8 protein-coding genes and 1 pseudogene are annotated in these 13,451 nt (G+C 72.7%); 3 read left to right on the top strand and 6 right to left on the bottom strand.

Going from position 1 to position 13,451, the window contains the following annotated elements:
- Window positions 1-54: 54 nt before the first annotated feature.
- Window positions 55-2,103: pseudogene (gene tkt / locus J8M51_RS26145) on the bottom strand (transketolase); the annotation flags it as partial.
- A 135-nt stretch (window positions 2,104-2,238) separates the two neighbouring features.
- Here tkt and J8M51_RS26150 point away from each other — a divergent pair.
- Window positions 2,239-3,156, top strand: coding sequence for an AraC family transcriptional regulator (locus J8M51_RS26150; RefSeq protein WP_086758604.1), 918 nt, complete (start codon window positions 2,239-2,241; stop codon window positions 3,154-3,156).
- 58 nt (window positions 3,157-3,214) lie between these two features.
- Here the strand turns inward: J8M51_RS26150 and J8M51_RS26155 are convergent, their stop codons facing one another.
- From J8M51_RS26155 to J8M51_RS26165, 3 genes are all read right to left on the bottom strand, one after another.
- Window positions 3,215-4,603 (bottom strand): glycoside hydrolase family 16 protein, encoded by a 1,389-nt coding sequence (locus J8M51_RS26155; RefSeq protein ID WP_086758602.1) that lies wholly within the window; start codon window positions 4,601-4,603, stop codon window positions 3,215-3,217.
- Window positions 4,604-4,847: 244 nt separating this feature from the next.
- Complete coding sequence (locus tag J8M51_RS26160) at window positions 4,848-7,232, bottom strand: protein kinase domain-containing protein (protein ID WP_267299519.1); 2,385 nt, start codon at window positions 7,230-7,232, stop codon at window positions 4,848-4,850.
- A 105-nt stretch (window positions 7,233-7,337) separates the two neighbouring features.
- Window positions 7,338-8,594: a L,D-transpeptidase gene (locus J8M51_RS26165; RefSeq protein ID WP_267299520.1), complete on the bottom strand. Its 1,257-nt coding sequence runs from the start codon at window positions 8,592-8,594 to the stop codon at window positions 7,338-7,340.
- Between the two features lie 166 nt (window positions 8,595-8,760).
- Between J8M51_RS26165 and J8M51_RS26170 the strand changes: the two genes are divergently transcribed.
- The gene (locus tag J8M51_RS26170; RefSeq protein ID WP_086755181.1) at window positions 8,761-9,858 is read left to right on the top strand and encodes a serine hydrolase domain-containing protein; all 1,098 of its coding nucleotides are present in this window, start codon (window positions 8,761-8,763) and stop codon (window positions 9,856-9,858) included.
- A gap of 319 nt (window positions 9,859-10,177) precedes the next feature.
- Window positions 10,178-11,977 (top strand): sulfatase-like hydrolase/transferase, encoded by a 1,800-nt coding sequence (locus J8M51_RS26175; RefSeq protein ID WP_086755179.1) that lies wholly within the window; start codon window positions 10,178-10,180, stop codon window positions 11,975-11,977.
- A gap of 25 nt (window positions 11,978-12,002) precedes the next feature.
- On the opposite strand, the gene J8M51_RS26180 is transcribed toward J8M51_RS26175, so the two are convergent.
- The gene (locus J8M51_RS26180) at window positions 12,003-12,899 is read right to left on the bottom strand and encodes an IclR family transcriptional regulator (RefSeq protein WP_086755178.1); all 897 of its coding nucleotides are present in this window, start codon (window positions 12,897-12,899) and stop codon (window positions 12,003-12,005) included.
- 7 nt (window positions 12,900-12,906) lie between these two features.
- Complete coding sequence (locus J8M51_RS26185; protein ID WP_086755177.1) at window positions 12,907-13,332, bottom strand: MarR family winged helix-turn-helix transcriptional regulator; 426 nt, start codon at window positions 13,330-13,332, stop codon at window positions 12,907-12,909.
- Window positions 13,333-13,451 lie beyond the last annotated feature (119 nt).

The raw sequence follows: 13,451 nt of genomic DNA on the forward strand, positions 1-13,451 counted from the left end.
CGCCACGGTTGCTTCGGTGGTCACGTGATCATCTTCCTTCAGGCGCTCGGGCCGGCCGAGGAGGGAACGCAGTGATTCCTTCGCGGCGGCGACGACGTTCTCGGTGGTGAACCCGTACGCGGCGAACAGGATCCGCGCGTCGGCGGAGGCGCCGAAGTGTTCGAGGGAGACGATGCGGCCGTGGTCACCGACGTAGCGGTACCAGGTCAGACCGATCCCCGCCTCGACCGCCACGCGGGCCTTCACGGACGGCGGCAGCACGCTCTCCCGGTATTCGCGCGGCTGTTCCTCGAACCACTCCACGGACGGCATCGACACCACCCGGGTCCCGACCCCCTCCGCCTCCAGCCGCTCCCGCGCCGCGACGGCCAGCTGCACCTCGGACCCGGTGGCGATCAGGATCACCGCCGGGGTCGCCGCCGAGGACTCGCGCAGCACGTAACCACCCTTGGCGGCACCGGAGTTCAGCGGATACGTCGGCACGCCCTGCCGGGTGAGCGCCAGCCCGTGCGGGGCCGGGTGCGTGGCGTGCCGCCGCAGGATCTCGGCCCAGGCCACGGCCGTCTCGTTGGCGTCGGCGGGACGGACCACGTTCAGCCCGGGTATGGCGCGCAGGGAGGCCAGGTGTTCGACCGGCTGATGGGTGGGGCCGTCCTCGCCGAGCCCGATGGAGTCGTGCGTCCACACATACGTCACCGGCAGCTGCATCAGCGCGGAGAGCCGGACCGCGTTGCGCATGTAGTCGGAGAACACCAGGAACGTGCCGCCGTAGATCCGGGTGTTGCCGTGCAGCGCGATGCCGTTCATCCCGGCGGCCATCGCGTGCTCCCGGACGCCGAAGTGGATCGTACGGCCGTACGGGTCGGCCTCCGGGAGCGGGTTGCCGGCCGGGAGAAAGGACGAGGTCCTGTCGATGGTGGTGTTGTTCGAACCGGCGAGGTCGGCGGAGCCGCCCCACAGCTCGGGGATCACCGCGCCCAGCGCCTGGAGCACCTTGCCGGAGGCCGCTCGGGTCGCCACCGACGCGCCCTCCTCGAACACGGGCAGCGCCTCCTCCCAGCCCTCCGGCAGCCGGCCCGCGACCACCCGGTCGAAGAGCCGGGCCCGTTCGGGGGCGGCGGCCCGCCACTCGGAGATCCGCCTGTCCCAGGCGGCGTGCGCCTCGGCGCCCCGGTCGAGGGCCCGCCGGGTGTGGGCGAGGACGTCGTCGGCCACGTCGAAGGTCCGGTCCGCGTCGAAGCCGAGGACCCGCTTGGTGGCGGCGACCTCGTCCGCGCCCAGCGCCGAGCCGTGGGAGGCCTCCGTGTTCTGGGCGTTGGGGGCCGGCCAGGCGATGATCGTGCGCATCGCGACGATCGAGGGCCGCGCGGTCTCCTCCCGCGCGGCCAGCAGCGCGTCGTACAGGGCGTGCACATCCACGTTGCCGTTGAACGCCGGCTCGATCCGCTGGACGTGCCAGCCGTACGCCTCGTACCGCTTCAGCACGTCCTCGGAGAACGCGGTGGCCGTGTCGCCCTCGATGGAGATGTGGTTGTCGTCGTACAGGAGGACGAGGCCGCCCAGCTTCTGATGGCCCGCCAGCGACGAGGCCTCGGCGGAGACGCCCTCCTCCAGATCGCCGTCGGAGACGATCGCCCAGACGGTGTGGTCGAACGGCGACGCCCCCTCCGGCGCGTCCGGGTCGAAAAGTCCGCGCTCGTAGCGGGCGGCCATCGCCATGCCGACCGCGTTGGCCACGCCCTGGCCCAGCGGTCCGGTCGTGGTCTCCACCCCGGCGGTGTGCCCGTACTCGGGGTGCCCCGGCGTCTTCGAACCATGGGTGCGGAACGCCTTCAGATCGTCCAGCTCCAGCTCGTACCCCGCCAGGTACAGCTGGGTGTAGAGGGTCAGCGAGGTGTGGCCGGGGGAGAGGACGAAGCGGTCGCGGCCGGTCCACTCGGGGTCCGCAGGATCGTGACGCATCACCTTCTGAAAGAGCGTGTACGCGGCGGGCGCGAGACTCATCGCCGTACCCGGGTGCCCGTTACCGGCCCGCTGCACGGCGTCGGCGGCCAGCAGACGGGCGGTGTCCACGGCGCGCCGGTCGAGTTCTGTCCAGTTCATCTTCAAGAAGTCCTCGATAGAGACGGCGGAACTGCTCTGACGCCTTCAAAAGTAAAAGTCTGACTTTTGTGGGGACAGGTCGCCGTGTGCCAGCCTTCGGTGAAACTGGGACACCCACGACGCGACGGCGAGGACATGACGGACAGAGACTTCCCGGACGGCGACCGGATCAAGACCTTCCCGTTCCCCGCCGACCGCGGCTCCTCCGGCGTCGGCATGCGGATCGGCCCGATGGGCCACCACGAGCCCTGGCACGCGGACATACCCCTCGACGGGGTCCACCGCATCGACTTCCACGTGGTGATGCTGTTCGACGGCGGCCCGGTCCACCACATGATCGACTTCACCGGGTACGAGGTGGGCGCGGGCGAACTGCTGTGGATCCGCCCCGGACAGGTGCATCGCTTCTCACGCGCCACCGGGTACCGCGGGACCGTCCTCACCATGCAGCCGGGCTTCCTGCCCCGCGCCACCGTCGAGGCGACCGGCCTCTACCGCTACGACCTGCCGCCGCTGCTCCGCCCCGACGAGGCTCAACTCGCCGGCCTGCGCCACTCCTTGGCCCAGCTGGAACGCGAGTACACCGACACCGCCACCCTGCCGCCCGGCCTGCACACCGCCGTCCTGCGGCACTCCCTGACCGCGTTCCTGCTGCGCCTCGCCCATCTCGCCGAGTCCGGTTCGGCAGGCTCGGGCGGCTCGGCAGGCTCGGGCGAGGGGGAGCACCGGACCGACGACAGCGCCTTCAGCCGCTTCCGGGACGCCGTCGAGCGGGACTTCGCCGTCAACCACAGCGTCAGTGCCTACGCCGACGCCCTCGGCTACTCACGCCGCACCCTCGTCCGCGCGGTGCGCGCCGCGACCGGCGAGACCCCCAAGGGCTTCATCGACAAGCGGGTCGTCCTGGAGGCGAAACGGCTGCTGGCCCACACGGACCTGCCGATCGGCCGGGTCGGCGTGGCCGTCGGCTTCCCCGACGCGGCCAACTTCTCCAAGTTCTTCCACCTGCACACCGGGGCGACCCCGGTGGCGTTCCGGGCGGAGATGCGCTGACGCGCGACGAGGGGCGGGCTCCACCGCCGTGGAGCCCGCCCCTCGCTCACGTCGCCTGTCAGCGACCGAAGGTGAACCAGTTCACGTTCACGAAGTCCTGCGCCTGACCGCTGGTGAAGGTCAGATAGACGTCATGGGTGCCGGTGATCCGGCTGATGTTCGCGGGGACCGTCCGCCACGACTGCCAGCCTCCGGTGTTGGCGATCGAGAAACTCCCGACCGGGGTGCTCGTCCGGCTGTCGATCCGCACCTCGACCAGCCCGCTCACCCCGGAGTTGGCGCCGGAGGCCACCCGGGCGACGAACTGGGTGGCCGCCGTGGAACCGAAGTTGACGTTCTGGAACAGCGCCCAGTCGCCGTTGGCCAGCGAGCCGATGTTCTGACCGCCCCCGCTGTCGGTCGTGGTCTCGGTGAGCGTGCCGCTCTGGCTGTTGTACGACTCGGCCTGGATCGCGCTGTACGCGTCCCGCGTGCCGGTCGGCGGCGGAGTGGTCGTGCCTCCGGCGGCCGACAGCACCTGCACGTAGTCGACGACCATCGGGACGCCGGAGCGGGTGTCGCCGTCCAGCCCGCCGCCGAACGCGTCGGGGAAGGCGCCGCCCATCGCCACGTTCAGGATGATGAAGAACCCGTGGTTGGTGGCGTTGGTCCAGGTGGTCGCGTCGACCTGGTTCGCGTTCACCGAGTGGAACTGCGTGCCGTCGACGAGGAACCGGATCGTCTCCGGGGTCACCGAGCGGTCCCACTCCATGGTGTAGGTGTGGAAGCCGGACTGGCAGGTCGTGTTGGGGCACGCGACGGAGTTGCCGATGCCGGTCGTCTCGTTGCACGGGCCGCCCGGATTGGTGCCGCAGTGCATCGTCGCCCAGACCTGGTTGCGGCCCTGGACGTTCTCCATGATGTCCAGCTCGCCGACGCTCGGCCAGTTCTGGTAGTTGCCCCGGTAGGGGGCGCCCAGCATCCAGAACGCGGGCCAGTAGCCCTCGGCGGCCGTCCCGGTGACGTTCGGCATCTGGATACGGGACTCGACCCGCAGCTTGCCGCCCGCCGGGGGCTGGAAGTCGGTGCGGTTGGTCTCGATCCGGCCCGAGGTCCAGCGGCCCGCCGAGTCCCTGAGCGGGGTGATTCGGAGATTGCCGTTGCCGTCGAGGGAGACGTTGGAGGTGCTGTTCGTCATCGTCTCGACCTCGCCGGTGCCCCAGTTGGCGGGGCCGCCGGGGTACGAAGTGCCGGTCGCGTACTGCCAGTTGGAGGTGGAGACGCCGGTGCCCGCGGTGCCGTTGAAGTCGTCGACGAAGACCTGCGTCCAGCCGGCGGGCGGTGTGGGGGCGGCGCCCTGCGCGGTCGTCGCCCACGCCGTGGCCAGCGCCAGCGCGGCGCTCACGGCGAGGAACGCGCGCCGGAGCGGGCGGCGGCGTCTGCGGGGTGTGCCGGGGGTTTCACTCATGGCGGCCTCTTCGGGTGTACGGAGTGAAATGAGCGGGTGTGGGGGTGCGGGGTGCACATGGGGGAGCGCTCCGCGGAGTCCCGTCCTGAGAGCGCTCTCAGAGAAGAGCGTGCGGTCAATGTGCGCTCCGGCGCTGCGGTCGTCAAGAGTTAAAGCGGAGAAAGTCCGTGCGGGAGCGGCGAGTTCACCATGTGAAGATCGGACGTTCTCGGGCGGTTTCCCGCCAAGCCTGTGACGGGGCGGCTCAGTCCCCGGAGCCCGTGGACGCGGTCGGGCCGGACATCGGCTCGTCCGGGTTCACGGAGAACACCATGGTGCCGGCGGTCGCCACGATCGCGTCGTCCACGAGCAGCACGCGGGGCGGCGTCTCGGTCGCCGTGTCCCCGGGGTCGTCGAGCGCGTCCGTCCGCCACAGCTCGGAGCCCGTGTCGCTGTCCAGGGCCAGCAGCCTGCCGAAGCGGTTGGCGAAGTAGATCTCGCCGCGGGCCGCCGACACCACCGGGACGGACAGGTTCTCCATGTCGGTGGCGCGCTCCCACAGCAGCTTGCCGCTCGCCGCCGACACGGCGGTGACCGAGCCGTTGGTCCGCACGAAGTACACCACCCCGCCGACCAGCGTCGCCGCGCCGCGCAGCGCCCGCTTCAGCGGGATCCGGGTCACCTTGCCGGTGACCGGGTCCACCCGCAGGAACGCGTCGTACGGCCGCTCGTACCCGGCCTGGTAGACCTCCTCGGTGGTCTCCGCCGCGAGGTACAGCGGCCGTCCGTCCACGGCGCCCAGCGCCAGTGCCTTCTTGGGCATCGGGGCGAGTTCCCGCGGGGTGCCGTCCTCCGGATCGAGCCGCACGAGCGTGAACGGCCGGGTGTCGAGGAAGTCGTCTCCCGTCCAGCACACGGCGTAGGGGTCCTCGCCGAGCACCGTGGGAACGCAGTTGTCTCCGGCGGGCTCCGGCGTCCGCCACAGCTCGTCACCGGCCGTGTCGTAGGCGACCACCTCCGAGTGGTCGGGCGTGAGCGTGAGGATGCCGCCGTCGTAGAGGAACGCGGTCTCGCTTCCGCTGATGGGCCGGGTCCAGCGCTGCTTCCCGGTCGCCGTGTCCAGGGCCACCAGGTTCCGCCGGCTGCTGTCGGGCTCCGTGTAGACGTAGACCAGGCCGTCGCGCACCCCGATGGGCCGGGCGGTCTGGGGCAGGGTCCCGTACCGCCATCCCATCGTCCCGCGGGCGGCGTCCACCTCGGCGACGACGAAGCCCGTACCGGCGCAGAACAGGGCCGTGCCGTCCGTCCGGCAGCCCGATTCGTTGTAGTTGACCGGGATGTAGCCGGCGGGAAGACCGCTGTCGGCGCGCAGCGGTGTGCGCCAGGGCCGCCAGCCCGCGGGGAGCGACACGGAACGGGGGCGGACGGCGGTGCCGGTGTCGGCGCCGGAGGGGGCCGGGGCGTCCTCGAACCCGGCGTATCCGAGCAGCGCGGCGCCCAGCGCGGTGACGGTGAGGGTGACACCGAGTCCGGCGAGGAGCAACCGCCGTCCGGTGGACCGGCGTCGCACGGGCGGGCGGGCCGGGGTCGCGCGGTGCCTGTCCGCCGCGCTGTCGTTCGCCGTCGTGTCGTCCGGGGCCGAGCCGCCGGACGTTCCGCCGCTGGGCGCCCCGTCGTTCGCCGTGGTGTCGTGGGCGCGCCCGGTGTCCGTGGGTCCGGTGGCTGTCGGCCGGATGCCCGTCGGGCCGGTGACTGTCGGCCGGGTGTCCGACGGCCGGTCGGGAGGCTCGGGTGCCGGATCGGTCGTGAGGCGGGCGGATCCGTGGGAGGGGGAGAGGGCGGGGGAGGTGGGCAACTCCAGGAGCAGCCGGTGGAGTTCGGCCAGGTCGGGACGGGCCGCAGGGTCCTTCTCCAGGCAGCGTTCGGCGAGGCGGCGCAGCGGCTCGGGCACCGCGTGCAGCTTCGGTGCCTCGAACATGACCTGGTAGCCCGCGAGATAGGGGCTCTCCGCCTTGAACGGGCTGTGCCCGCTGGCCGCGAACACCAGCAGCGAGCCCAGGGAGAACACGTCCGACGCGGCGGTGACGTCCCGTGGCGAGCGCAGCTGCTCCGGCGACATGAACGGGGGCGTGCCGATGACCCGGCCGGTCACGGTGAGCGGCAGATTGTCACCGGCGCGCGAGATGCCGAAGTCGATGACCCGCGGCCCGTCCTCGGCCATCAGTACGTTCGCCGGCTTCAGATCGCGGTGCACGACCCCCGCCCGGTGGATGTCCCGCAGCGCCTCGACGAGTCCGAGCGCGAGGCCCCGGATACGGGCCGTGCTCAACGGCCCCTCCTCGCCCACCAGATCGAAGAGGGTGGGCCCCGGCACGTACAGCGTCGCCATCCACGGCCGCTTCGCCTCCGGGTCGGCGTCGACCACGGGGGTGGTGAAGGCCCCGCTCACCCGGCGCGCCGCCGCGATCTCCTGGCGGAACCGGGAGCGGAACTCGTCGTCGTCGCAGTACTGGGCGTGCACCAGCTTCAGCGCGACCAGTCGCCCCGACGCCGACCGGGCGCGGTAGACGATGCCCATCCCGCCCGAGCCGAGCCGGTCCTCCAGGACGTACTCACCGACGGAGGTGGGATCGTCGTCCCTCAGCGGCATTTCCCACCACGCTCTTGTCCGTCTTGTCCGTAGTTCTGATCCGTACGACAGCTGCGGCGGTTCAGCCTAGGCGATGCGGACGGGAGCACCCGACCAGGGGCGGCGTCAGAGAGCGCTCCCGGCCCGCCACTCCGACCAGGACAGGTTCCAGCCGTTGAGGCCGTTGGACGCCTCGACGGTCCGTTCGCCCGAGTTCCGCACGACGACGACATCGCCGAGCATCGAACTGTCGTAGAACCGGTACCCGGGCACCGAGTCGTCGTCCGCGCCCTTCGCGTCGTGCAGCCCGACGCACCCGTGGCTGACGTTGGCGTTGCCGAAGACGGACTCGGCGGCCCAGTAGTTGCCGTGGACGAACGTGCCGGAGGTGGTGAGCCGTTGGGCGTGCGGGACGTCCTTGATGTCGTACTCGTCGCCGAGACCGACCGTGGAGGACTCCATCCGGGTCTCCTCGAACCGCTCGCTGATCACCATGATCCCGGACCAGGTGGTGTGTTCGGCGTCACCGCCGGTCACGGGGTAGGTGGCGAGGGTCGCCCCGTCGCGTACGACTGTCATCTCCTTGGTGGCCAGATCGACCGTGCTGATCTGTTCGCGGCCGATGCGGAAGGTGACGTCCTTGGACTGCGTCCCGTACACACCGTCCGCGCCGGCCACGTCCTTCAGCCGCAGCCCCAGCGTGATCGTGGTGCCCGCCGCCCAGTACGTCTCCGGCCGGAAGTCCAGCCGGGTGTCGCTGAACCAGTGCCCCACGACCTCGACGGCCGGCTCGGCGGTCACGGTGATCGCCTTCTGCACGGCGGCCCTGTCGGTGACGGCCTCGGTGAAGTCGATCGACACGGGCATACCGACGCCGGAGGTGGAGTCCGCCTCCGGGGTGAAGCGGCCGACGAAGGTGGCGGCGGGGGAGGCGGTGGTGAAGGTCGTCGTCCCGATGTCGCCGCCGTCCGGCTCGGCGGTGACGGTGTAGGCGGTGCCCGAGTACGGGTTCCGGGACGACGTCCATTTCGTACGGGCCTCGTCGAGCGCCCCCGCCGGCTCGGTGCCGTCGGCGGCGGTGACCGTCACGCCGGCCAGCGTGCCGTCGGAGACCGTGACCTCGACGGGTTCGGTGAAGGCGGCGCTCTTCGTGCCGTCGGCCGGCGTGACGGTGACCGTGGCCCGGAGCGTTTCGGCCGACGCGCCCGCGCCCGCGCTCGCCGAGCCGCCGCTCTGCGCGGCGGCCTCCGTGGCGCCGCCTCCGCACCCGGTCAGCACGGCGACGGCGGGCACCGCCCCGAGCGCCGCGAGCAGCCCGCGTCGCGACCACCCCTCCGGCCGCTCCCGCTCTCCGGACCGCTTCGCTCTGTACGGGACACCCACGACATGCCTTTCCTCGCCGATCACCACTCCCTTCGCATCCTGCGCCGCTTTCCTGGGCGGGATCTGTGAACCGGGGGGTGCGGTGGCTGAGATTCCGGTGAGGACGGCGGGGCGGGCCGCCGCTTAATCGGTGGCTCCGCCCGACGCGGCCCGTTACCTTCCCCTCATGGCGCTGACTCATGGCACGTGCACGGACCGGTTCGCCGCGGTGCGCGAGGCGCTCGCGGCCTCGCTGGACGACAAGGACGTGGGGGCGTCGGTCGCCGTGTACGTGGACGGTGAGCCGGTGGTCGACCTGTGGGGCGGGTACGCCGACGCGGAGCGCACCACCCCGTGGGAGCGGGACACGATCACCCATGTGTGGTCCACCACCAAGACGATGACGGCGCTGTGCGTGCTGATGCTCGCCGACCGGGGCGAACTGGACCTGGACGCGCCGGTGGCGACGTACTGGCCCGAGTTCGCGGCGGCGGGCAAGGAGGACGTACGGGTGCGGCATGTGCTGTCGCACACGGCCGGTCTGCCCCGTTTCGACGCGCCCACGACGCTGGAGGACCTGTACGACTGGCCGACCGTCACCGCGCGGCTCGCGGCGCAGGCGCCGGTCTGGAAGCCGGGCACCGAGGCCGGCTACCACGCGATGACCCAGGGGTATCTCCTCGGGGAGATCGTCCGCCGGGTCACCGGCCGCAGCCTGGGCACCTTCCTCGCCGAGGAGGTCACCGGGCCGCTGGGCGCGGACTTCCACATCGGGCTCGCCGCCGAGCACGACCACCGGGTCGCGCCGATCATCGCGCCGCCCACCTCCCCGGACCGGAGCGGTCCGCGGCCCAACCCGGTCATCCCGGACGGCACCGCCAACACGACCGCCTGGCGGCGCGCCGAGATCCCGGCCGCGAACGGTCACGGCAACGCCCGCTCGGTCGCCGCCGTCCAGTCGCTGCTGGCCTGCGGCGGCGCGGCGCGCGGTGTACGGCTGCTGTCGGAGCGGGGGTGCGAGCGGATCTTCGAGGAGCAGTTCGACGGCACGGACAGCGTCCTGAACGTCCCGATGCGCTACGGCATGGGCTACGGCATCAACGGCGGCCTACTGCCCAACCCCCGCACCTGTTTCTGGGGCGGCTGGGGCGGCTCGCTCGTCGTGGTCGACCTCGACGCCCGGATGACCGTGACGTACATGATGAACCAGATGATCGACGGGGGCCTCGGCGACGAGCGGGGCTTCGCGATCCTCGCGGCCGCCTACGAGGGTCTGTCGGCCTGAACGACCCCGTCTGAACCGCGCGCACCGGCCCCCGGAGACTCTCCCGGGGCCGGTGCGCGGCATGCCGAGGCCGTCTGGCAAGATCACCGGCACCTGGTGGAACCAGAACCCTGCATTCCTCCTCTCCAGGGGCGGGGGACGCACCGCAATCACCGCACATCACCGCGGCCTCCGCCGACCTGCCGCGACAAGACGCTGCGACAAGGCGTCGCGACAGGGCGCCGCAACAAGGTGTTCATGCCCTGTGCATGGTGTCGCTCCGAGCGCTCCGGCCACCATCGGATCACGACCGCCCGCCGATCATCACCCAGGAGTCCGCATGCCCAGCCGCCGCCGTCTCCTCGCCGGGACCGCCGCCGTCGGCGCGACCGGGGCGGCGGCCGGCTGTGTCGCGCACGAGGGACGCAGGGCCGGGCCCCGCGAGGTCGCCGCCCCGCAGGTGAGCCGGCCGTCCGCGCCGGTGGTCCCCGCCGCCCGCACCCCGTCGAACCGGCTCAACTTCGTGGTCGTCCTCGCCGACGACCTCGGCCACGGGGAACTCGGCTCCTACGGCCAGAAGCTGATCGACACCCCCCGCCTGGACGCCCTGGCCGCCGAGGGACTGCGTTTCACGGACGCCTACGCCGCCGCCCCGGTCTGCGCCCCCTCCCGCTGCTCCCTGCTCACCGGCCTGCACAGCGGCCACGCCACCGTCCGCGAGAACCCCTGGGGTCCGGGCGGCCAAGGGGCGCTCACCGAACAGGACTTCACCTTCGCCGAGGCCCTGCGCGCCCTGGGCTACCGCACCGCGCTCATCGGCAAGTGGGGCTTCGGCCCCGAGCGGCCGAACCAGCCGAGCCACCCCAACTCCCGTGGTTTCGAGCAGTTCTACGGCTATCTCACGCACAAGCACGCCCACGAGTACTACCCGACCTATCTCTGGGACAACGCCGAGAAGCACGACATCCCCGAGAACCGCGACGGCGCCCGTGCGGTCTACGCGCCCGACCTCATCGAGGACCGGGCGCTCGGCTTCGTGGACGCCCACAAGGACGAGCCGTTCCTGCTGTTCCTCGCCCCGACCGTGCCGCACGCCCCGAGCCTCGCCCCGGAGCTGGGCGCGTACGCCGACGAGCCCTGGACCCGGCCGAACAGGGCCCACGCCGCCCAGGTCACCGGCCTGGACACGCTCGTCGGCACCCTCGTCGACCGGCTCACGGCGCACGGCATCGACCGGCGCACCGTCGTCCTCGTCACCAGCGACAACGGCCCGCACGAGGAGGGCGGCACCGACCCCGACCTCTTCGACGCGAGCGGCCCGCTGCGCGGCTACAAGCGCAATCTGTACGAGGGCGGCATCCGTGTCCCCCTCATCGCCTGGTCCCCGCAGCGCGTCCCCGTCGGCACCACCGACCGGCCGACCCCGCTGACCGATCTGCTGCCGACCCTCGCCGACCTCGCGGGCGCGCCCGCCCCGACGGACATCGACGGGCTCTCCGCCGCCCCGCTGCTGCGCCCCGGCGGAGCCGAGGCCGCCCGTCACGACCAGCTGTACTTCTACCGCAACCACAGCGGTGTCACCCCGCGCGCCGACCGGGTCGACGGCGGCCGGGCCCGGCGGCTGGCCGAGGCGGTGCGGCGCGGTGACCTCAAGGCGGTGCGGTTCGCCCCCGGCCAGGACCGGAGGGTGCCCGACGACCGGTGGCAGGTCGAGCTGTACGACCTGGCCCGGGACCCCGGTGAGCGCAACGACCTGGCGGCGGCCCGGCCCGCCCAGGCCGACGCGCTGGTCGGGCTGATGCGGTCCTCCTGGGTGGACGACTACCGGCGTGAGCCCTACGGCGTCACGCTCCACGTCACGCGGCAGGGCGGGACGTTCCTCGTCACCGCGAGCCTCGCCAACGGCTCCGCCCGCCCCTGGACCGCCGCCCGCCTCGCCCTCACCGCGCCCCGCGGCTGGCAGGTCCGGACCCTCGGCACGGCCACCGCGGACCGGGTCCGCTCCGGCGGCCGGTTCACCGCGCGCTGGGAGGTCACCCCGGCCGCCGACGCCGATCAGGGCCGGCTCACCGCCCGGGCCACCGCCACGCACGCGGGCGCCGCGGTGACGTACACGGCACAGGCGTCGGCCGGGAAATAGACCACGAGCGGGTGCGAGCCGGCCGTCAGGAGGCGGACGTGCCCCGCCCCGGGATCAGCGACCCCCGCCGGGGCCCGTCCGGCTGCCACCCCAGGGCCCGGGAGATCCCACGGGCCGCCACCCGCACCGCGGGCGTCAACACCGGTACCTGGGCGCCCACTTGGGGGACCACGACCGACACGGCGGCCACCACGGCGCCGCCCGGCCCGCGGACCGGCGCGGCCACCGAGAGCGCGTCCTCGGTGACCTGACGGCTGCTCACCGCCACACCCGTGCGCCGGACTTCGGCGAGCACCCGCCGCAACCGGGGCGCGTCGGCGATGGTGTACGGCGTGAAGGAGGCCAACGGCCCCTGGCAGTAGACCTCCTGGGACGACGGGTCGCCGTGCGCGAGGAGCGCCAGGCCGACGCCCGTGGCGTGCAGGGGCCAGCGGGCGCCTACCCGGATGTGGACACCGACGGCCGAGCGGCCGGAGAGCCACTCGATGTAGACCACCTCGTCGCCGTCGCGGACCGCGAGCTGCACGTTCTCGTGCGTCGCCTCGTACAGGTCCTCCAGGTACGGCAGCGCGATCTGCCGCAGGGCCAGGCCGCGCGGGGCCAGCGCCGCCAGCTCCCACAGCCGCAGCCCGACGTGGTAGATCCCGGACGGGTCCCGCTCCAGGGCACCCCACTCGGTGAGCGCGCCCACCAGCCGGTGGGCCGTGGTGAGGGTGAGTCCCGCCCGGCGGCTGATGTCGGTGAGGGAGAGCGCCGGATGGTCGTGGTCGAAGGCGGCCAGCACGGCGAGCAACCGGTCGGGCGCGGAGCGCCCGGCGCCCGGTGGCGTGCTCCCCGGCGCGGTCTGCCCGGGCAGGTGCCCCGGCGCGGTCTGCTCGGGCACGGGCCCCGGCGTCGGCAGCGCGTCGGTGGTCATCGGCATGGCGGCGTCACCCCAGTCCGGCCTCGGCGATCTTCTGCAGCAGCGCATGGAGGGTCTCGCGCTCGGCGGCGTCGAGAGGCTCCACCAGTTCGTCGGAGACCCGCTGTCCGGCCTCGTCGGTGTCGCGGAGGAAGGACCGGCCGTCCTCGGTGAGCACGATGATCCGGCTGCGGCGGTCGTCGGGGGAGGGCCGCCGCTCGGCGAAGCCCAGCTTCTCCAGGTCGTCCACCAGGCCGACGATCGCGCTCGGGTCGTAGCCGAGCGTGGCGCTCAGCTCGCGCTGGAGCGCGCCCGGGGAGGTGGCGAGGAAGCGCAGCAGCGCGTAGTGGCGCAGCCGGAGGCCCGACTCCTGGAGGGAGGAGTTGAACAGCTGCCCGGACCGCAGCCCCAGGCGGTACAGCAGATAGCCGGTGTCCGCGTGCAGCCCGCGCATCCACGGCTCGTGCGCGTCGATCGAGGCGGCGTCCTGCGTCTGCTGGCGGGCGATGGCGGGCTCCCTGGTCCGGGGCCTGCCCCGGGGGTCAGGCCTGCGCCCCGGTCGGGGCGGCGCGT

The organism is Streptomyces griseiscabiei (assembly GCF_020010925.1).
Classification (GTDB): Bacteria; Actinomycetota; Actinomycetes; order Streptomycetales; family Streptomycetaceae; genus Streptomyces; species Streptomyces griseiscabiei.

Excerpts from the sequence above, each read along its gene's own strand:
- J8M51_RS26150 (WP_086758604.1), top strand. The coding sequence starts at position 2,239 with ATGACGGACAGAGACTTCCCGGACGGCGACCGGATCAAGACCTTCCCG.
- J8M51_RS26155 (WP_086758602.1), bottom strand. The coding sequence starts at position 4,603 with ATGAGTGAAACCCCCGGCACACCCCGCAGACGCCGCCGCCCGCTCCGG.
- J8M51_RS26160 (WP_267299519.1), bottom strand. The coding sequence starts at position 7,232 with ATGCCGCTGAGGGACGACGATCCCACCTCCGTCGGTGAGTACGTCCTG.
- J8M51_RS26170 (WP_086755181.1), top strand. The coding sequence starts at position 8,761 with ATGGCGCTGACTCATGGCACGTGCACGGACCGGTTCGCCGCGGTGCGC.
- J8M51_RS26175 (WP_086755179.1), top strand. The coding sequence starts at position 10,178 with ATGCCCAGCCGCCGCCGTCTCCTCGCCGGGACCGCCGCCGTCGGCGCG.
- J8M51_RS26180 (WP_086755178.1), bottom strand. The coding sequence starts at position 12,899 with ATGCCGATGACCACCGACGCGCTGCCGACGCCGGGGCCCGTGCCCGAG.
- J8M51_RS26185 (WP_086755177.1), bottom strand. The coding sequence starts at position 13,332 with ATGCGCGGGCTGCACGCGGACACCGGCTATCTGCTGTACCGCCTGGGG.